The sequence below is a fragment of the Lentzea sp. NBRC 102530 genome (assembly GCF_030269365.1).
Lineage (GTDB): Bacteria > Actinomycetota > Actinomycetes > Mycobacteriales > Pseudonocardiaceae > Lentzea.
The window spans coordinates 1-15250 of the sequence record NZ_BSTF01000039.1 but is presented as its reverse complement, the minus strand read 5'-3'; the positions used below and the strand labels follow the sequence as shown (position 1 = coordinate 15250).

Annotated in this window: 34 protein-coding genes; 8 read left to right on the top strand and 26 right to left on the bottom strand. The window is 65.5% G+C overall.

What is annotated here, in order from left to right; genetic code table 11:
* Positions 1-279 precede the first annotated feature (279 nt).
* Together QSK25_RS45090 and QSK25_RS45085 are read left to right on the top strand one after the other, a co-directional pair.
* Complete coding sequence (locus QSK25_RS45090; RefSeq protein ID WP_285647848.1) at positions 280-405, top strand: hypothetical protein; 126 nt, start codon at positions 280-282, stop codon at positions 403-405.
* Between the two features lie 129 nt (positions 406-534).
* Positions 535-711 carry a hypothetical protein gene (locus QSK25_RS45085; protein WP_285647847.1) on the top strand — a complete coding sequence of 59 codons (177 nt, stop codon included), beginning with the start codon at positions 535-537 and terminating at the stop codon, positions 709-711.
* 65 nt (positions 712-776) lie between these two features.
* Here QSK25_RS45085 and QSK25_RS45080 read toward each other — a convergent pair whose 3' ends face one another.
* From QSK25_RS45080 to QSK25_RS44965, 25 genes are all read right to left on the bottom strand, one after another.
* Entirely contained in the window at positions 777-920 is a 144-nt protein-coding gene (locus tag QSK25_RS45080; RefSeq protein WP_285647846.1) for a hypothetical protein, read from the bottom strand.
* The gene (locus tag QSK25_RS45075; RefSeq protein ID WP_285647845.1) at positions 917-1234 is read right to left on the bottom strand and encodes a hypothetical protein; all 318 of its coding nucleotides are present in this window, start codon (positions 1232-1234) and stop codon (positions 917-919) included. The genes QSK25_RS45080 and QSK25_RS45075 overlap by 4 nt, the downstream gene beginning before the upstream one ends.
* Positions 1231-1575, bottom strand: coding sequence for a hypothetical protein (locus QSK25_RS45070; RefSeq protein ID WP_285647844.1), 345 nt, complete (start codon positions 1573-1575; stop codon positions 1231-1233). Before QSK25_RS45070 ends, QSK25_RS45075 begins: the two co-directional genes overlap by 4 nt.
* Positions 1572-1802 (bottom strand): hypothetical protein, encoded by a 231-nt coding sequence (locus QSK25_RS45065; protein WP_285647843.1) that lies wholly within the window; start codon positions 1800-1802, stop codon positions 1572-1574. The genes QSK25_RS45070 and QSK25_RS45065 overlap by 4 nt, the downstream gene beginning before the upstream one ends.
* Positions 1799-2590, bottom strand: coding sequence for a hypothetical protein (locus QSK25_RS45060; protein ID WP_285647842.1), 792 nt, complete (start codon positions 2588-2590; stop codon positions 1799-1801). Before QSK25_RS45060 ends, QSK25_RS45065 begins: the two co-directional genes overlap by 4 nt.
* Entirely contained in the window at positions 2587-2769 is a 183-nt protein-coding gene (locus QSK25_RS45055) for a hypothetical protein (RefSeq protein ID WP_285647841.1), read from the bottom strand. Before QSK25_RS45055 ends, QSK25_RS45060 begins: the two co-directional genes overlap by 4 nt.
* A complete protein-coding gene (locus QSK25_RS45050; RefSeq protein ID WP_285647840.1) occupies positions 2766-2957 on the bottom strand; it encodes a hypothetical protein in 192 nt (63 codons plus the stop codon). The genes QSK25_RS45055 and QSK25_RS45050 overlap by 4 nt, the downstream gene beginning before the upstream one ends.
* A 15-nt stretch (positions 2958-2972) precedes the next feature.
* Positions 2973-3236, bottom strand: a complete 264-nt coding sequence (locus QSK25_RS45045; RefSeq protein ID WP_285647839.1) for a hypothetical protein — start codon at positions 3234-3236, stop codon at positions 2973-2975.
* Positions 3233-3961 (bottom strand): hypothetical protein, encoded by a 729-nt coding sequence (locus QSK25_RS45040; protein ID WP_285647838.1) that lies wholly within the window; start codon positions 3959-3961, stop codon positions 3233-3235. Before QSK25_RS45040 ends, QSK25_RS45045 begins: the two co-directional genes overlap by 4 nt.
* Before the next feature lie 15 nt (positions 3962-3976).
* A complete protein-coding gene (locus tag QSK25_RS45035; protein WP_285647836.1) occupies positions 3977-4669 on the bottom strand; it encodes a hypothetical protein in 693 nt (230 codons plus the stop codon).
* Between the two features lie 158 nt (positions 4670-4827).
* Positions 4828-5316 carry an endonuclease VII domain-containing protein gene (locus tag QSK25_RS45030; protein WP_285647834.1) on the bottom strand — a complete coding sequence of 163 codons (489 nt, stop codon included), beginning with the start codon at positions 5314-5316 and terminating at the stop codon, positions 4828-4830.
* Positions 5313-5504, bottom strand: a complete 192-nt coding sequence (locus QSK25_RS45025; RefSeq protein ID WP_285647833.1) for a hypothetical protein — start codon at positions 5502-5504, stop codon at positions 5313-5315. The genes QSK25_RS45030 and QSK25_RS45025 overlap by 4 nt, the downstream gene beginning before the upstream one ends.
* A complete protein-coding gene (locus QSK25_RS45020; protein WP_285647832.1) occupies positions 5504-6394 on the bottom strand; it encodes a GH25 family lysozyme in 891 nt (296 codons plus the stop codon). Before QSK25_RS45020 ends, QSK25_RS45025 begins: the two co-directional genes overlap by 1 nt.
* Positions 6394-6549: a hypothetical protein gene (locus tag QSK25_RS45015; protein WP_285647831.1), complete on the bottom strand. Its 156-nt coding sequence runs from the start codon at positions 6547-6549 to the stop codon at positions 6394-6396. Before QSK25_RS45015 ends, QSK25_RS45020 begins: the two co-directional genes overlap by 1 nt.
* A gap of 13 nt (positions 6550-6562) precedes the next feature.
* The gene (locus tag QSK25_RS45010; protein WP_285647829.1) at positions 6563-7288 is read right to left on the bottom strand and encodes an AAA family ATPase; all 726 of its coding nucleotides are present in this window, start codon (positions 7286-7288) and stop codon (positions 6563-6565) included.
* Positions 7289-7351: 63 nt separating this feature from the next.
* The gene (locus QSK25_RS45005; RefSeq protein WP_285647827.1) at positions 7352-7807 is read right to left on the bottom strand and encodes a hypothetical protein; all 456 of its coding nucleotides are present in this window, start codon (positions 7805-7807) and stop codon (positions 7352-7354) included.
* Between the two features lie 19 nt (positions 7808-7826).
* Positions 7827-8630, bottom strand: a complete 804-nt coding sequence (locus QSK25_RS45000) for a RecB family exonuclease (protein ID WP_285647826.1) — start codon at positions 8628-8630, stop codon at positions 7827-7829.
* Positions 8593-9057 carry an HNH endonuclease signature motif containing protein gene (locus tag QSK25_RS45545; protein ID WP_352237126.1) on the bottom strand — a complete coding sequence of 155 codons (465 nt, stop codon included), beginning with the start codon at positions 9055-9057 and terminating at the stop codon, positions 8593-8595. Before QSK25_RS45545 ends, QSK25_RS45000 begins: the two co-directional genes overlap by 38 nt.
* Before the next feature lie 2 nt (positions 9058-9059).
* The gene (locus QSK25_RS44995; protein ID WP_285647825.1) at positions 9060-9206 is read right to left on the bottom strand and encodes a hypothetical protein; all 147 of its coding nucleotides are present in this window, start codon (positions 9204-9206) and stop codon (positions 9060-9062) included.
* A 151-nt stretch (positions 9207-9357) separates the two neighbouring features.
* A complete protein-coding gene (locus tag QSK25_RS44990) occupies positions 9358-10071 on the bottom strand; it encodes a DNA cytosine methyltransferase (protein WP_285647824.1) in 714 nt (237 codons plus the stop codon).
* Positions 10068-10418, bottom strand: coding sequence for a Cof-type HAD-IIB family hydrolase (locus QSK25_RS44985; protein ID WP_285647822.1), 351 nt, complete (start codon positions 10416-10418; stop codon positions 10068-10070). Before QSK25_RS44985 ends, QSK25_RS44990 begins: the two co-directional genes overlap by 4 nt.
* Positions 10415-11014, bottom strand: a complete 600-nt coding sequence (locus QSK25_RS44980) for a dATP/dGTP diphosphohydrolase domain-containing protein (RefSeq protein ID WP_285647819.1) — start codon at positions 11012-11014, stop codon at positions 10415-10417. The genes QSK25_RS44985 and QSK25_RS44980 overlap by 4 nt, the downstream gene beginning before the upstream one ends.
* Complete coding sequence (locus QSK25_RS44975; RefSeq protein WP_285647817.1) at positions 11011-11265, bottom strand: hypothetical protein; 255 nt, start codon at positions 11263-11265, stop codon at positions 11011-11013. Before QSK25_RS44975 ends, QSK25_RS44980 begins: the two co-directional genes overlap by 4 nt.
* Before the next feature lies 1 nt (position 11266).
* Positions 11267-11578 carry a hypothetical protein gene (locus QSK25_RS44970; protein WP_285647815.1) on the bottom strand — a complete coding sequence of 104 codons (312 nt, stop codon included), beginning with the start codon at positions 11576-11578 and terminating at the stop codon, positions 11267-11269.
* 90 nt (positions 11579-11668) lie between these two features.
* Positions 11669-11818, bottom strand: a complete 150-nt coding sequence (locus QSK25_RS44965; RefSeq protein ID WP_285647812.1) for a hypothetical protein — start codon at positions 11816-11818, stop codon at positions 11669-11671.
* Positions 11819-12434: 616 nt separating this feature from the next.
* Between QSK25_RS44965 and QSK25_RS44960 the strand changes: the two genes are divergently transcribed.
* The 6 genes from QSK25_RS44960 (at position 12435) to QSK25_RS44935 (ending at position 14507) form a co-directional block, all read left to right on the top strand.
* Positions 12435-12731, top strand: coding sequence for a WhiB family transcriptional regulator (locus tag QSK25_RS44960; RefSeq protein ID WP_285647810.1), 297 nt, complete (start codon positions 12435-12437; stop codon positions 12729-12731).
* The gene (locus QSK25_RS44955; RefSeq protein ID WP_285647808.1) at positions 12728-13234 is read left to right on the top strand and encodes a hypothetical protein; all 507 of its coding nucleotides are present in this window, start codon (positions 12728-12730) and stop codon (positions 13232-13234) included. Before QSK25_RS44960 ends, QSK25_RS44955 begins: the two co-directional genes overlap by 4 nt.
* Complete coding sequence (locus tag QSK25_RS44950; RefSeq protein WP_285647807.1) at positions 13231-13374, top strand: hypothetical protein; 144 nt, start codon at positions 13231-13233, stop codon at positions 13372-13374. Before QSK25_RS44955 ends, QSK25_RS44950 begins: the two co-directional genes overlap by 4 nt.
* Positions 13374-13694 carry a hypothetical protein gene (locus QSK25_RS44945; RefSeq protein ID WP_285647806.1) on the top strand — a complete coding sequence of 107 codons (321 nt, stop codon included), beginning with the start codon at positions 13374-13376 and terminating at the stop codon, positions 13692-13694. The genes QSK25_RS44950 and QSK25_RS44945 overlap by 1 nt, the downstream gene beginning before the upstream one ends.
* The gene (locus QSK25_RS44940; protein ID WP_285647805.1) at positions 13691-14008 is read left to right on the top strand and encodes a hypothetical protein; all 318 of its coding nucleotides are present in this window, start codon (positions 13691-13693) and stop codon (positions 14006-14008) included. The genes QSK25_RS44945 and QSK25_RS44940 overlap by 4 nt, the downstream gene beginning before the upstream one ends.
* 202 nt (positions 14009-14210) lie before the next feature.
* Positions 14211-14507: a helix-turn-helix domain-containing protein gene (locus QSK25_RS44935; protein ID WP_285647803.1), complete on the top strand. Its 297-nt coding sequence runs from the start codon at positions 14211-14213 to the stop codon at positions 14505-14507.
* A gap of 27 nt (positions 14508-14534) precedes the next feature.
* Here the strand turns inward: QSK25_RS44935 and QSK25_RS44930 are convergent, their stop codons facing one another.
* Positions 14535-14978: a sigma factor-like helix-turn-helix DNA-binding protein gene (locus QSK25_RS44930; RefSeq protein ID WP_285647802.1), complete on the bottom strand. Its 444-nt coding sequence runs from the start codon at positions 14976-14978 to the stop codon at positions 14535-14537.
* Positions 14979-15250 lie beyond the last annotated feature (272 nt).

Genomic DNA, 15250 nt, shown 5'->3' with positions numbered 1-15250 from the left:
CCAGGTGGTCATCGATCTTGACGTAGAGTGCGGTCAGAAGGGTGTTCAGGTCGGTCCTCACAAACTGATCTTGAACACCCTTCGTCTGTCTCCAGACACCGCCCATGCTTAGGACTTACTCATCTAGATCGTAATGAGCTGCACCTAAGGTGGATATGCACCCGATCGGAGGGCTAGCTCAAGGTGGATATCCACCCTTACGCTTTGTCCATGCATCCGACAGCTGTGCTGATCCGAGAGATCAAGTGCGCTGGCACGCCCACCCCATGTGGCCTGCCGATGGCACGCTTGTGGAACTACATGGGGCGCGAGATCCGGGAGACCGTGACCTGCGCGTGCGACTGCGATCAGGCGTTCATGCGTCCCTCGCCCGCGCACATCCGGCCCCGGGTCGTGGCGTCGTGAGGGACTGGGGTCGTACCCGCCAGCCGCCACCACGTACACCCGAACCTGGCGGCTGCGGTTGCACCATCGACGAGGAGGGCAACCGTGTTCCGGACCCGAACTGCCCACTCCACGGATAGCATGCCCGTCATGGGAACTGTGATCGGCGCCATAGTCAGCGCCTTCCTCCTGCTGGGTGTGGTGCTGGCCTACGTCGACCCCGGCAACCAGGTGCAGCCCGTCGTGCTGGTGCTCGCCCTCGTCGTGTGTGCCCTGCCCCTGTGGGTGGGCAGGAAGGTGGACCAGCGGCGACAGAGACGGCCCTGAGTGCCAGCTCGGGGCATGAGAAAGCCCCTCCTTCCGCTGGTCCGGGGAGGGGCTTCGCTCTGTGGTCAGCGTCTGGTCTTGAGCTTGATCCTGCCGCCCAGCGGGCGGGACAGGACGGCGACTGCTGCCACCCAGGCGACACCCAGCAGCAGCGTCAGCGACGGTTCGAGGCAACCCTTCGGGCCGTAGTCCCGGCGACGGTCGGTCACGTCGTGCCTCCCCGCTTGATCGCCTCGATCATGGCGACCGCCACCGCTGCCACCTGGGTCAGCTCCTCGATGCGGCGGTCGCTGTCCTGCTCGGCCAGCGCCTCGAACACCTCTTCGAGGAGGATGCCGTCCCAGGCGAGCTGCCCGATCTCGACGCGGACAGCGTTGGCTGCTTGCCAGTACTCCACCGAGTCGCGGCACCAGTCCAGGCCCGTGAGCGGCGAGCGGTACGGGTGGTTCTGCTCACCCCAGCGTGCGTCCTGACGAGCACGCTCCTCGTGCACCTGCTTCAGTGCCCAGCGGGTCAGGCTCACGAGCCTGCGGCCTCGTCACCGTTCAACCTGCGAACCGCCTCGTCCACGTCCTGCTCGGTGAGCGGCGGGAGGTTGCGCTTCTTCTCGTCGTCCGACCAGTTGTCGACGTTGACCTGAAGCTGCTGCTCGCTGTACTCAGCGGCCCGCATCCACGCCTTCGTGAAGGCGTAGTGGTGCAGCAACTCCCGCCCCAGCAGGAACACGGCGCCGATGCCGGCGCACCACGACAGGAACCCCGGCACGTCGGCGGTGGCCAGCGCCGCCAACCCCAGACCGGCGGCCAGGTCGACAGCCTTGACGTGCTCCGAGCCGTACGTGATGGCGTTGATGAGCGTCCTCACTGACGGGCGGCCTCCTTGAAGAACACCAGGCCGACCGGGTAGCGCCCCAGCTGGTCGAAGTTGAGGTAGATCTCGGAGACGCCTTCCTTCTTGGCGTCCTTGAGGAACGCCTCCAGGTCGTCCACGTTGAGCACCCCGCCACCGTCCGAACGGTCGACCGGGAGAATGCCCTCGACCCTGTCCTTCAGGCTGTGCTTGCGAGCCTTCGGCTCGACCGGCTTCGTCACTTGCCACCTCCGTATCTCTGTCCCTCCACCACGAAGCTGCCGTCCAGTTCGACCGGCACCAGCTCCGGGTAGACCCTGACCTTCTTCTTGTTGCCCTCGTGCACCCGCAGAATCCCGAACGCCGTGCCCCAGTTGTTGGCGCGCGCCTTGCCCAGGTACTCGGCCCCGCGGATGTCCATCATGTGACCGACCTCCATCCCGAAGATGGAGTCGTCGCCCATGCCGTTGAGGTACGCCAGCCCCGCCCGGTGCGTGTGTCCACACACGACAGACTTGCGCTGACCTTTCACCCCCACCGCCAGCTGCAACGCCGTGTTGCCGGGGATCTGCGACAGCCCGCCCTCGTCACCGTGCTGGAGCATCACGCCCGGTGCGATCTCGTACGGCTGCTCGTGCCACGTGATGCCGAGGTCGTCGAGCTGCAACGCGTTCTGGATGTTGAGCAGCTTGCCGCCCACCGTGATGCCGGCCAGGCCCGGCAGCCTCGACTCGATGGCGTTCTCCAGCCGGTCCTCGTGGTTGGACCGCATCAGATGGAACGGACCGTCGAACCCGCGGCGGATGTAGGAGAACAGCTCGCGCGTCTTCGCGAAGCCACCCTCCAGCCCGCCCGTGAACTCACCACGCAAGCCACGGGTCCAGCGTCCGATCTCGGTCGAGTCAGTGGCGTCGCCGACGTGACCGAGCGCGTCGGGCTGGTAGTCCCAGACGAACCTGGCCACCGTCTTGATGACGTGCTCGTCGTGCAACGGCACTTGCCAGTCGGGGAAGATGACGATGCGCTTCACGTGTGGACCTCCCCGCACAGGCAGCGGTGTGTGGAGCGAGCCACCCCGTAGTGGGGGTGGTGCTCTGTCGACTCGATGTAGCAGAAGTGCGTGGTGTAGCCGGGCTTCTCGCACGCCTTGCCTTCTTCGATCGGCCACTCGAAGGCGCACGAGTTGTAGATCGGGTCTTCCACGGTCACGCCTCCTGCACGAGAACAGTGCCCGCCCACGGGTCGGCCTCGTGGTGGGTGCACCACACAGTCACCGCTTCGACGGTGTGGCCGTCCCGCTCCAGCCGGTTGGCGATGATGGACAGCCGGCGCATGACCTTGCCCGCGGTCTTCCTGCGCACGTAGACGATCCTGCCTTTGAGCTCGTACTCAACCACGGCCAAGGCCTCCCTTCAGACGAGCGGTTCGAAGAGGACGTTGAACTCGTCCTCGGGGTAGATGCGGTAGCCGTCGGAGAACCTGACGATCCAGTCCCCGTCTTCGAGCTCCCGCCACGCGCCGCCCGGCATGGACCGCACAGCACACACGTACTTGTTGGTCTCAGGGTCGCCGTCAGAGTCGAAGTCGCGCCCGCAGAAGGACTCCGGGAGGCGAAGGTCGCTGAAGCTGAACTGCATCGCCTCGACGTACCCGCCACGGAGGGTGTACTCGCTCACTGGAGGACGCCCTGTTCCCGCAACGTCGCCTGGATGTCGGCCGCCTTGAGGTTGGCCCAGGTGGACAACGGCGAGTCGGTGGCGTTGGCGGCGAACTGCCGCCAGTTGTCAGCACCAGAGCCGGGGCCCTTGACGGGCGGGGGAACCAGATGGGTGGGCTCCTGCTTCGCGTCGTTCTCCAGCGGGGTCACCTCACCCGACCGGTAGTCGTCGTCGTTCATGCCGTCCGCGTCCGCCACGTCCTGTGTGGACGGCGGCAGGTCACCGCCGGGGTTCTGCTGCTGACCGAGCTGCGTCAGCTCGTCGAGGTTGGTGTGCAGGATCTGCGCCGTCGGGTCGAGGGAGGCCAGGTGTTCGACCTTGAACGACCACGGGCTGTCCTTGCCATCGATCATGACGAACACCTCGGTGGCCGAGAAGTACGGGTTGACTCCCGGCGCAGGGTGAACAGTCCCCAGCTGGCCGACGAAGTGCTCTCCTCCGACGACCTGGACGCGGTCACCCTTCTTGAGGGCGGGCGGCTCGTGCCCGATGGGCGGCGTGCCCCAGGCCTCCTGCTCCTTGATGTACGAGACCGGAGGCGGCACGTCCACGTGCTCCACCAGCCAGTCCACCAGCTCCAGGGCGGGCAGCCTGCCGAGCGTGGCTGCCGGGGCGTTGATGAACAGCTCGCCGTCCGGCCGGGTTTCGGCGTGGATACCGTAGTTGAGGAACTTCTCGGTCACACAGTGCGGCCTCTTTCACGCTGGGGTTTCGAGCAGTCCTGCTCGCTGAAGAAACGCCTCGACTCCGTGCTGTAGCACGAAGGAGTTGATGTCCTCTCCGGACGGGAGAGGCTTGACGACGACCTCTGCATTGTAGATGTTGGCCTTGGCGTTCTCGGACAACTTCTTGCCGGCGTCATCGCCGTGCTGGAAGACGAACACCCGCTCGTATCCGTCGAAGCAGTGGCCCCACCACGGCCGCCACTTGTTGGCGCCGTCCACGCCAACCGCGGGGATGCCCACGATGTCGGTGCAGACCCACGTATCAGGGTTGCCCTCGACGAGGGCGATGATGGGCGAGTCGACGTCGAAGTTCTCGACGCCGTACAACCGGGCGCTACTGCCCGGCAGGTTGTCGTACTTGGCGTGGTTCAACGCCTTGCAGTCGTGGTTCTCAAGACATCGGAACTTGATGTCCACCACGCCCGACGGCGTGAGGTACGGGATCACCAGCCGCCCGGCCTGACGTTCGTGCTCCGGCAACGGATCGGCTACTACACCCAGCCGCCACCTAGCGGCGATGTCAGCCGTGATTCCACGACCCTCCAAATAGGTCGCGGCGAGACTGACGCTCGCTTCGTACCTCTCCACTGCTCTGCCCAGTGATTCTCTCAGCTTCGGCGACGGCAGTGAGAAAGTCGCATCCCTCGACAAGCTGGATGAGACCAACGGAATCCTCCCCTCGCATCTCAGTACAGCCGACCAGGCAACAGAAGCGGTTGATGCTGAAGTTCACCGACGCCGACGCCGTCTTGTCTGCATGGAGGGCGCAGCGGATGGGCTGCCACCCTGCCCGCCTGTGGCGGGGCGTCTCGAACCCGTAGTGCTCAAGCACCTTCTCGATGTCGAACTGCGGCCGGGTGAAGTTCTTCTTCAGCGGCACGAAGAACCTCCTTGGCCGGCGGGTGCCTCAGGTACTCCGCCGCCCGCTCGAACGTCTCGATGTCGTCGTGCCACCAGCCCAGGATCTTGTTGCACGTCCCGCACAAGAACCCGCGGACACACCGCCCGCACGAGGTGGGCTTGTCGCAGCACGCGTGATCGTGGTCGGTGGCGAGAGCCTTGTACTTGCCCGACCGCCCTGTGCGTGGACCGCAGATCGCACACACCCCACCCTGCTTGGCCCTGATCGCGTCCTGGACGGCCGCGGAGATGCCGTAGGTCTTCTCCACCCTGGCTGTCTTGCCGGCCGCTCTGCGGGCGGTACGGACCGCGCGGTGGTGGGTGGCGCACCGCGGCCCCGGGTGGGGGGCCGGGCGGATGGACCCGACCCCCTCCGTCTTGCAGTCCTTGCAAACCCTGAGGGGCTTGCTCACTCGGCGGGAGCCACCTTGTTGGGCACGCGGAACGTGACGCCCAGCCCGGCGAGGAACGCGCCGACGACGAGACCGATGTCGGCACCGTCGACCACGCCGTCGGAGAACAGCGGCACAGCCGCCGACACGGCCGTCAGGCCGGCCGCGACCCAGGCCTTGCGGGACTCAGAGGAGAAGAGCTGCTTCATCAGTTGGCCATCCTCTCGGCGAGACGGTCCGCCACCTTGTCAGCGAGCGCGTCGGAGTCGACGCCGCCCACCGAGATCCGGTCCACCTTGGCCTCGAGCTCGGCGAGCTTGGCCGCGTTCTCCTTACCCACCTTCACCGCCTCCTCGGCAGCGGTCTTGGCGATGCCGGCGTACAGCGAGGCGAACTTCAGCCACGTGCCCGCGATGAACGTCACCTCCCCCTGACCGTCCGCGTCGATGCGCTCCTCGGCGGTCAGCTTGATCGGATCGGTCCAGCCCATGTCGTCCACTCCATTTCCGCCGAGCAGCTCGGCGAGTTCTTGTCTCGTGCCACGGAAGAAGTTCTGGTCGTACGGCGAGGATGTGAACTGCATCATCGCTACGTTGAGCCCGCCGTAGTTGGACCAGGCGTTCGGCGGGACCAGCGAGATGCCCGCCTCCTTCGACCGGATCTGGTAGTCCGGGTACCAGGACGCCCACAGGGCGGGCAAGCCCGCCAGCGACGGCGACCCGATGCTGGTCCAGTACCAGCGGGGCAGGTAGGTGAGCGGCACGGTGTAGCCCGCGCGCCTCAGCGCGTCGACCAACGCACGGGTGATGTCCACGCCGGCCGAACCGTGCTCGACGTCGATGATGATCGGCACGTCGGTGCTCACCATCGACTTGATGTTGGCCACCTGGTCAGCGACCGGGTTGGTGCGCTGGTAGTGGTAGGCGGCAACCAGCATGCCGTTCGCCCGCGCCTCGCGCAGGTGCCGCGCGAAGTAGGCGTCCTTGAAGCCGGACCCCTCGGTCGCCTTGAGGAAGGCGAACTCGAAGCCGTTCCGCTTCGCCGCGGCGAAGTCGAAGGTTGGTTGGTGGTTGGAGACGTCAACACCGAAGACGCCCATCAGTTCTCGTCCTCTCCGAACTCAAGGTTCGAGCGGCGGTAGAGGTCACGGGCGATGCGCTCCGCCCGCTGCGGCGGGACGCCGCACTCGTACAGCAACTCTGCGAGCCCATCGAGACCGGCTTCGGTCTCTTCGTCGACACGCCGTTCGCTCATCGCTCGCCTCCTCTCACACGTCTGACTTGTCTGTGATCTGCATGTACTGGAGGTCCGACCACAGCTCGGCGCGAACACCGCGGCCGGACGGATCTGCTGGACCGAAACGGTTCTTGACGACCGACCAGAACATCTGGCCGGGGAAACCGCCCAGGCAGCCGGTGAGCACCATGCTCGGCGTCTTCGCGACCTTGCCGAGAATCCCTGACTGGGGAATGGTTTCGTGACCGTCGTCGTACTTGCCTTCGGCGTGGTGGAGAACCACGACAGCCGACCCGGTCTTGTGGGCCAGCTTCTGCAAGTCGGACATCACCGTCTTGCGGCCGTTCTCGCCTTCGTCACAGTCGACGTTGTCGAGGTTGTCCACCCAGATGATGTCGGGCCAGTCGCCCTGCACTTCGGCGTACGCCCACACGTGCTCGACGATCTCGTGCACGTCCGGACCGGAGGGGAAGGCGTACTTCAACCACGGCACCGACTTGAGGGCCTCAGCGGCCCACTCAGCCCCCTGTTCGATGCCTTCCTCCGCCGCCTCCTGCGTGATGAGGTAGGCGGCCTGCACGATGCGGACACACGTGGTGTGCTTGTCGGCGTCCATCGTCAGATACAGCGATCGGGCACGGGAGTGCAGCGCGTACGTCTGGGCTAGCACCGACTTGCCCACCCCCGGCGCCGCCACGATCAGGTAGAGCTGACCGCGGCGGAACCGGATCTTCTTCTCAGCGAAGGACTTCCACACCGGGGGGAGCAAGCGCCCGCTGTCACCGCGCTGACGCGAGGCCTGAAGCAGGGACTGCATCGGTCAGCGGTTGAAGATGGGCTCGCACTGACCGGGCGTGCCCTTCGGCGTCGGGCAGAACCACGCCGTCCACGCCGGCGGAGTGGCCTTCTTGTCCTGCCGGTACACCCGTGCGCCGTGCTGGCACTGGGGGGCGTGCGCGGGCGCGGCCTGCTGCGGGACCGACGGCTGCCAGCCCTGCGGGGGCTGCTGTGCCGGGCCGGGCGGCGGGATGAACTGCTGCGCCTCGTCGTTGGTCGACGCCGCCCACGGGGGCGGGCCGGACGGGGTGTTGGCCGGGTGGGTCTGGATGCCACCGGCCGCCAGGTTGGCCAGGCCCTTGCCGTCGGGGTTGACGATGAGCGCCGCGCGCTCCTCCGCGTAGGCGTACACCTCCTCGAACTCGGCCTGGCTGTCGGCCTCGACCTCGAGGTACCCGTAGGTCACGGTGGGGATTCGTGCGGTGATCTTCTGCGCCACGAAAGGGCAGCCTCCGTTGCTAGAGAGCGAACTGACAGTGATCCCGGACCGAGCACCAACCGCACTCGTCACCGGGGTTGGGGAGGTAGAAGCCGAGAGCCTGCATCGCTGCCGCCTGCTCGTGCAGGTACGACATGCGGTGCTCGTCCCAGTCCGGGAACCACGGCTCGGTCATCTTGCCGTCGCGCGCCTGGTAGTAGGCGCACCACACGGCGGGAATGCCCTTCTGCTGAAGGGCGATCAGGTAGAGGGGGAGCTGGGTGGTCTTCCGCTTGCGCCCCGTCTTGATGTCGACAACACCAAGGTTGCCGTCAACATCATAGAAGATGCGGTCCGCGTAACCGAGCTCCGGCGTCTGTCCAATCCGGAAGCTGAGCTCGTACTCCACACCATACGTCTTGCCGTTGGCGTCCTGGGGTAGGTCTTGGGCGATCGTCAGGTCGTGATTTCCCGCCCACGCCACGTACTTCTCCACCAGGTCGGGACCGATGTCGTCCCGCCACACAGCGAAGTCCTCCTTGTTGGGACGCTCCTTGGTGCGCCGGCCGAACGTGGTGAAGCGGTCCCGCTCGACTCCGGAGGACTCTTCCTCCTCCTCGACTGCAACAGCGAGGAAGTCGGGCCACTCGAAAGTGAGCTGCGTCTTCTGGGACTGCAACTCCTGTGTGTCGTACTCCTCGGTCCAGGAGTGGAACGCCTTGCCTGCCACGGCCGCCATGTTCGGCAGCTGCGGCACCTTCACGATGCGACGCAATCGAAACTTCTCGCCACAGTTGGCATAGTCTTCAAACGCCGAATGTGACCATCGCCTGCCGCTTGACATGCGCACGCCTCCTCTCTCGGTTGCGGTGACACGCACGACAATCGCGAGTGCCAGCAGAACGGATGTACGTGTTGGCGGCGTCGAACTCGTGGCCGTTTACGCAGTGGGTCTGCGCGGCCCTGGCGGCGACCACCGTCTCCCCTCGCAGCAGGTTCGTGCGGCGAGTCACAGGCTCCAGGTGGGCAGGATTGACGCACCTGCGTACGCGACATAGGTGATCGAGGTCGAGCCCTGGGGGAATCGCTTCAACCAGCGTTCGGTATGCGACTCGATGCGCAAGTGCGTTCCGATCATCGGGCCCTGCGAAGTAGGCGCCGTAGCCGTTGCTACGCAACGCGGCTATCCACTCCCAGCATCCAGTCTCGGAGTTGACCGAAACCTTCCGCCAGAAGCGGTCCGGCAACACCGGATCGCCAGGCTTGAGCATCCTCACAGCACAGCGGCCTCCAGGTGGGTCAACAGTTCGCGAACGGCGTACTCCGCCTGCTGCGGCACCACGCCGTTGCCGACCAGCTTCAACATCTCGTTGATGGACAACCTGTCCACGTCCGTGATGTGCCCCTCTGGCAGGCCCATCAGCCACTCGCCAAAGTGGGGCGAGACCTTCACTCCACCCCGCGGACCCCTGACACTGGGCTCTGGCGCGTGACGTCCGAGCACGGACTCCCACCGTCGGATAGCAGGCTCGAACTCCAGCCAGTCAACTTCGCAACCGCCGTCTGGATGTTCAGCCCCCCCCGCCCTGCCCTGCTGGCCGGGTCCGGTCGTCATGTTCGCGTGGGGAGTGGGTAGGAGACGGTTCACCACGGCCGGAAGCATCGGGTCGCCTGACGAGCCCCGCTGGTTCGGGCCGCCCTTCTCGCCGTCCGACGCCCTGGGCGTCGGAAGCAGCATCGCCACCGCTCCCGGCAGACACGACGAGTCGTTCCGCTGGTTCCTGCCCTTCCAGTCCCCGGCCGTCGGCGTGGGCGACCGCGACGATGAACAGTCGCTCGCGGCGGTGCGCTGCGCCGACGTCGGAAGCGCGAACAAGAGTCCACGCCGCGTCATACCCGAGCGCGGCAAGGTCCGCGCTGACAACGTCGAACCCTCGCCGGAGGTGGGCGGCGACGTTCTCCAAGACGATGATGCGGGGTCGAAGTACGCCAACGGCTCGAGCGATCCAAGGCCAGAGGTGGCGGGGGTCTTCTGTTCCAAGGCGCTTCCCTGCGTTGCTGAAGGGCTGGCACGGGTAGCCGGCCGTGAGGATGCCGACCGGCTCGACAGCCGACCAGTCGACCAGCTTGAGGTCGCCGAGGTTCGGCGCCTGCGGGTGGTGGTGTGTCATCACCTTGACGGGGCCGGGCTCCACATCGGACCACCAGGCGAGTTCGCCACCGAAGACGTTGAGCACAGCGAGATCCAGCCCGCCGTAGCCGGAGCAGAGGGAGCCGACCTTCACCGCACGGCAGCCCCCGGCATCCACGACGGTGCGTCAGCGTGGATCGCACGATCGTCCACGTACGCAGCGGCCAGGATCTTGCCGCACACGATGCGGCGGTGCGGGATGTCGTAGTGCCGGCACCACGCCTCGATGGCTTCGTAGTCCGTCCACGGCCTGGCCGTGTGCACCACCAGCTTGTAGCCGGCCAGGTGCGCGTCAAGCGCCTTGATGACGTTGGCGTGGATGGGATCGCCGATGGAGTGGGTGGGGTTGCCGGGCGTCCACAGCGGCTCGGCGAGTGTGCCGTCCAGGTCGACGGCCAGCCAGCGGAGGTCGGACCGCGGCGGAACGGTGAAGCCGGTCATGAGTCGGCGGCCTCGTTCATCTGCTTGAGCACCTGGTCAGCCGTCAAGGCGTCGATGCACCACGTGTCCGGCGTGACGCCTTGCCGATCGCGGATGACCCAGACCAGTCCATAGTTGTCGCGGACCGCACGCGCTGCGTAGTAGCGCTCGACGACGTCCAGCTGCCCCGTCGCCTGCCACTGTCCCTTCAGGACGCCGTCCACGTACTCGGCCGCCATGACGTTGAAGAACACAGCAGCCGCGTGATCTTCCGTGACGTCATCGAGTTCGATGACGCACTCCGGTTCGCACCCGTCGCTGTGCTCGTGCGGAACCGTGTCCTCCGCTCCCGTGAACCACTGCATGAAGTGACGGAAGGCCGACGACTTCGCCCTGTCGAGGGCGGCCTGGTCGGAGAACTGCTCCCAGTTGCGGTCGGCGTACTTCTCGGCGCCGCGGCCCATCAGCTCTGCCCAGCGGGTCAGCATCTGCGCCTGGTACGGGACGTTGACGGGGCAGACGAGGTCGAAGCGGGCCTTGCCGGCCTGGCTGTCCCTCACCCCGCCGTTGGCGAACTCGGCGCGAGAGCCCGAGTCCTTGGTGGTGTACTCGCTCACTGCACGGCGGCCTCCGGTTCCGTGATGTTCTTGATGAGAAACTTCTTCAGCTTTTCCTTGCCCCACTTCGCGCGGAGCGCCTCCAGCAACTGCGTCTGCTGGGTTTGTAGCCGCCGACGGTGGCGAAGCTCGTCCTGGTGCAGCTGGTCGAGTTTCTCGTTCGCCGACTTGAGCGAGTCCCGCTGGGACTCAAGCTCAAGCATGTAGCCCTGCACCTCACGTCCAAGCTGGAAGCCTCGGTTCGCGGTCATGTCACACCGCCAGCTTGTAGAGGCGGAAGTCCAGCATCACCAAGTCCCTGCCGGACTGGAGCGCGTTGTCCACGCGCTGCTGGAGGTACTCGCAGCCTTCGGGCAGAACCACCACGATGGCCATGTGACGGGCGGCGTACCGCTCGACGTCAGCCCCCAGGTTGTTGGTGGTCACCACCAGGTCGGCCGTGCCGGGTTCCTTGCGGAACGCGGTCGGGATGAACTCGACCTTGTCGTGCAGGTGGGCGGGGATGGCCGCCTTGACTGCCTTGCGTGTGGCGCTACGCGCCGCCAGATGGATTCTCACCGCCACATACGGCGGCCTCCTTTGGGTTGTCGGGCCTTTGGCCGAGCTGCCCTAGTGATGTCTCATGTCGGAAACTTGAGGCGCTCAGCGTGCCTCTCAGGGCTCGCTGCGGTGGGTTCTGATGACGTCGAGCAAAGCCTTGATGAGGCTGTTCTCTGCCGGCGAGTAATCGATCGCGAAAGGCATCGACCAGTTTCCTTCGACGTCAAACGTAATCGTCAGTTCCCTGCACGCTCCGGCGTCCATACGGGCCTCCCGTGGCCGTGGTCGAAGGGAGCATATCCCCCATACTTGGCGTATCGGGGGTGGATATTCCCCGTTACACCGGATGTAGTTGAACTCTCACATCTTCACCCGTACGGCCCAGTGGGCCGATAGCGGAGCGTGTCGGCCGGGAAGGTTGCGTCGGCAACGGCTTGTCCAAACGAGACGCGAGTGACCACCGACTATAGGCGCCAATGCCCGAATGTCACTACGCCGAACGAGTGCTTAGGTCTACCTAAACTCGAACACTCGTCCACTACTCCGACGTGAAACCTACCCCGATACGCCCATGCGCGCGGTTACGCTCCGAGCGAGCGAAGCGAGCGAGGCAACCCCTTACTACTGGCCGCCGGCCCCGAAGAGGCGGCCTACCCAACCGGTAGCTCCGAGCCCCCGAAGGGCTCGGGAAGTAGAAGTAGTAGAGGGCCAGCCGATCCACGAAGGCTGGCCTTAGTAGTAGGTAGTAGGTCGCGCGCACGAGAGCGCGCAAGCCAACTCATTCGCTGCCGAAGGATAAATTCTTTCCCCGAAGCGTCTTGACTTTCCGTTTGCCGAAGCTCAAAGTTTCCAACATGAGAGCACTATTGGAGAGTTGGCCGTGACAGCCGGCCCACTGTCGGACTTGGTCGACGTCCGCCACCTGAGGTGGCAGAACGACGGTCTGTGCAAGGAGACCGACCCGGAGGCCTTCTACCCGCTGGCCACCGGCGGCACCAACGGTCGCGAAGGCAAGCGCATCTGCGCCGCATGCCCTGCCCAGTTGATGTGCCTGGACTGGGGTCTGCACCACGAGCGGTACGGCATCTGGGGCGGCACGAGCGTCAATGAACGCATCCAGCTTCGCAAGCAGCTGGGCATCCGCGAACCCACCGAAGACATCGAGGAGGACGAGTGAAGCGCAAGGCGTACACCATCACCGGCACGTCGTTCACGAAGCCGGACAACCTGCCGGACGGCTTCACCGTCGAGGAGACGGAGGCGGAGGACCCGAGGTCGGTGAGCGTGGCGTCGATCTGTGCAGGTGGCGTCCGGCTCAACGTCTACCGCCCGAGGCGGGAGAACACGGTTCGCTTCGAGCGCCAGGTTGGGGCAGGCGACACGCGTCACTGCGTCACCGTGACGCAGGACTCCGCGCGCCAGGTGCGCGACTGCCTCAACGCCATCCTCGGCGAGCAGCAGGGCGAGGGGCGCAAGTCGCGGGTACTGGCCTACGCGCACGACCTCAAGAACGACTGGCGCTGGTTCGAGACCAGCCCCGGCCTGTTCACGTACGCGCGCAGCCTCGACGCGGCGATCCGAGATTCGCTCAAGAGCAACGAGACGTGCACCAACAGGACCATCGCGGGAATTCGCGAGGACGCCACCCCGTCCGCCATCGTCGTCGAGGTGATCGCATGAGCCGCCGCAACAACGCCCGCAAAGGCCGCACCGTGCCCCGCAAGGGCACGCCGGACCACCAGCTGCGCGGGACGTTCAGCATCGAGAAGATCCAGCGGGACTTGTTCCAGGACCGTATGCGGCGGGAAGACGGGCTGTAATGGACGTCTTCGATCTGCTGGAGCAGGACGAGGTCTGGGTGGACGTCCACGGGACCGAGCACGACATCTCAGACATGGAGCCGCGCTATGTCGGCAACGTCATCCGATTCATGGAGCGCAAGGCTCAAGCGCTGATCAACGGATACGCGTGGTCGATGGTCAAGACGACTTCCATGCCTGGCGCCGACACGCATGCATTTGACGTTGTCACGGCAGCGTTCGGTGCCGAGCTCGACGAGATGTATCGGGACCCCGTCGCCTGGTTGCGAGAACTCCCGCTCATGAAAGCCCTCAACGAAAGGCTGGCCGCCAGCGAGTGATCGACCCGGACCGCGACTACCTGCTCTCGAAAGTCATCGACCTGACCACGACGCTCAACGAATACCGGCACGAGATCGGCAAACTCTCCAGCCAGCTGGTCGAGTCTGAACGTCAGCGCACCTCGCTGGTCGAGGCGAACGCCACGGCTCTCGCCACCGCCGAAGGCTGGAAGGACGCCGCCGAGAATCGGCGAGGCGCGCACGAGTGGGCCCTGCGCCGGTACGACGAGATCACCCTCGCTCTCGCGGTGAGATGGGGCAACAAGAAGCAGACGAAGTTTCTGCGCAAGCTCGGCCACATCGACGAGGACTAGTCATGCCTCGCCACCGCGGGCATTGCACGTGCGCGTGCGGCAAACGGGGATACGGCTCCCGTAAAGAGGCTCGGACCATCGCGAAGAACCTCTACCCGTCCGACCACATGAACGCGTACCGGTGCGACAAGTCCCCTTACTTCCATTTCGGCCATCCGTGGCCTGGCGTGCGCGACTGGGCGCGCAAGAGGAGGTCGAGTTAATGCCGCGGCGGAAGTACCCGGACTACGACTGGGTGGTGGTCCAGCGTTTCTGGTCGGGGCGCAAGGTGGACCGGAAGCTGGTCCTGGCCGAGAAGGCGGAGATCGTCCGGTTGATTCTCCGCCACAACCTCGGCGTCCCCGCTGCCGCGCAGCGAATGGGAATGTCCGCCGACGCACTGGAGCGGTGGATGCGGACCCACAAACCAGCCGCCCTCCAAACGGGCCTGAGCGACCCGCTGAGGTTCCAGTTCATACCCGACCACCTCATCCCATCGGATGCGTGGTTGAAGCACTGAGAAGGCCCCTCCGGGGGCCTTTCTCTTTTACCGGGTGGGGGCACGCTTCACGTTAGGCCGCACCACGAACATCGCGTCACCATCCGACGGCAGCCGCCTCGTCCACGAGAAGCCGTTCTCGTAGTCGTACGTCACCACCGCGTCCCGTTCGGTCGCGATCCTGCGCACTTCGTTGGCGAGCCGCACCTCTTCCCGTTTGCACGGGAGTCCGGCGTCGTGCCGGCGGTAGGCGTTCATGATGTTGTAGATCGACGAGCTTCGCTGGTGCCTTTCGGCGATCACCCACGGGAAAGGCGGGAGCGTCGCCTCCGACTTCGAGTTCGCTTTGTCGCGCGCCTGCTTGATCGCCGATGCGATCGCGGACCTGCTGACGTTGTACGCGTCGGCGAGTTCCTGCTGCGACAGGCCTTCCTCCTCATGCCGACGGAGAACCTCCTCGTCGGAGATCGGCAGCTTCCGTGGCCGAGCCATGCGTCACTCTCCCGTATCGTTGGGGCGCGGCTGAGCGTACACGTTTGCGACAGGGGAGCACAACGGGAGAGGACGCCCTGAACAGGGGCGCTTGCACACACGAGTTTCCAACGGGTAGGTTGCCACTGGTCGGACTCGCTGGTCTTGGTACGACTTGACCATCAGAGTTTCCGACAGGTGACTGGACACCTCTCACGTCGGAAAGTACGGTGGACGCATGGCAGCACGGACGACACTGGAGGACTACCGGGTCCGCTTCGAAGCGCTCCGCC

What these genes read in the sequence shown, in the direction of transcription:
- QSK25_RS45090 (WP_285647848.1), top strand. Translation starts at nt 280, where the DNA reads ATGGCACGCTTGTGGAACTACATGGGGCGCGAGATCCGGGAGACCGTG.
- QSK25_RS45085 (WP_285647847.1), top strand. Translation starts at nt 535, where the DNA reads ATGGGAACTGTGATCGGCGCCATAGTCAGCGCCTTCCTCCTGCTGGGT.
- QSK25_RS45025 (WP_285647833.1), bottom strand. Translation starts at nt 5,504, where the DNA reads ATGAAGCAGCTCTTCTCCTCTGAGTCCCGCAAGGCCTGGGTCGCGGCC.
- QSK25_RS45020 (WP_285647832.1), bottom strand. Translation starts at nt 6,394, where the DNA reads ATGGGCGTCTTCGGTGTTGACGTCTCCAACCACCAACCAACCTTCGAC.
- QSK25_RS45015 (WP_285647831.1), bottom strand. Translation starts at nt 6,549, where the DNA reads ATGAGCGAACGGCGTGTCGACGAAGAGACCGAAGCCGGTCTCGATGGG.
- QSK25_RS45000 (WP_285647826.1), bottom strand. Translation starts at nt 8,630, where the DNA reads ATGTCAAGCGGCAGGCGATGGTCACATTCGGCGTTTGAAGACTATGCC.
- QSK25_RS45545 (WP_352237126.1), bottom strand. Translation starts at nt 9,057, where the DNA reads ATGCTCAAGCCTGGCGATCCGGTGTTGCCGGACCGCTTCTGGCGGAAG.
- QSK25_RS44995 (WP_285647825.1), bottom strand. Translation starts at nt 9,206, where the DNA reads ATGGGCCTGCCAGAGGGGCACATCACGGACGTGGACAGGTTGTCCATC.
- QSK25_RS44985 (WP_285647822.1), bottom strand. Translation starts at nt 10,418, where the DNA reads ATGACCGGCTTCACCGTTCCGCCGCGGTCCGACCTCCGCTGGCTGGCC.
- QSK25_RS44975 (WP_285647817.1), bottom strand. Translation starts at nt 11,265, where the DNA reads ATGACCGCGAACCGAGGCTTCCAGCTTGGACGTGAGGTGCAGGGCTAC.
- QSK25_RS44965 (WP_285647812.1), bottom strand. Translation starts at nt 11,818, where the DNA reads ATGGACGCCGGAGCGTGCAGGGAACTGACGATTACGTTTGACGTCGAA.
- QSK25_RS44950 (WP_285647807.1), top strand. Translation starts at nt 13,231, where the DNA reads ATGAGCCGCCGCAACAACGCCCGCAAAGGCCGCACCGTGCCCCGCAAG.
- QSK25_RS44945 (WP_285647806.1), top strand. Translation starts at nt 13,374, where the DNA reads ATGGACGTCTTCGATCTGCTGGAGCAGGACGAGGTCTGGGTGGACGTC.
- QSK25_RS44935 (WP_285647803.1), top strand. Translation starts at nt 14,211, where the DNA reads ATGCCGCGGCGGAAGTACCCGGACTACGACTGGGTGGTGGTCCAGCGT.
- QSK25_RS44930 (WP_285647802.1), bottom strand. Translation starts at nt 14,978, where the DNA reads ATGGCTCGGCCACGGAAGCTGCCGATCTCCGACGAGGAGGTTCTCCGT.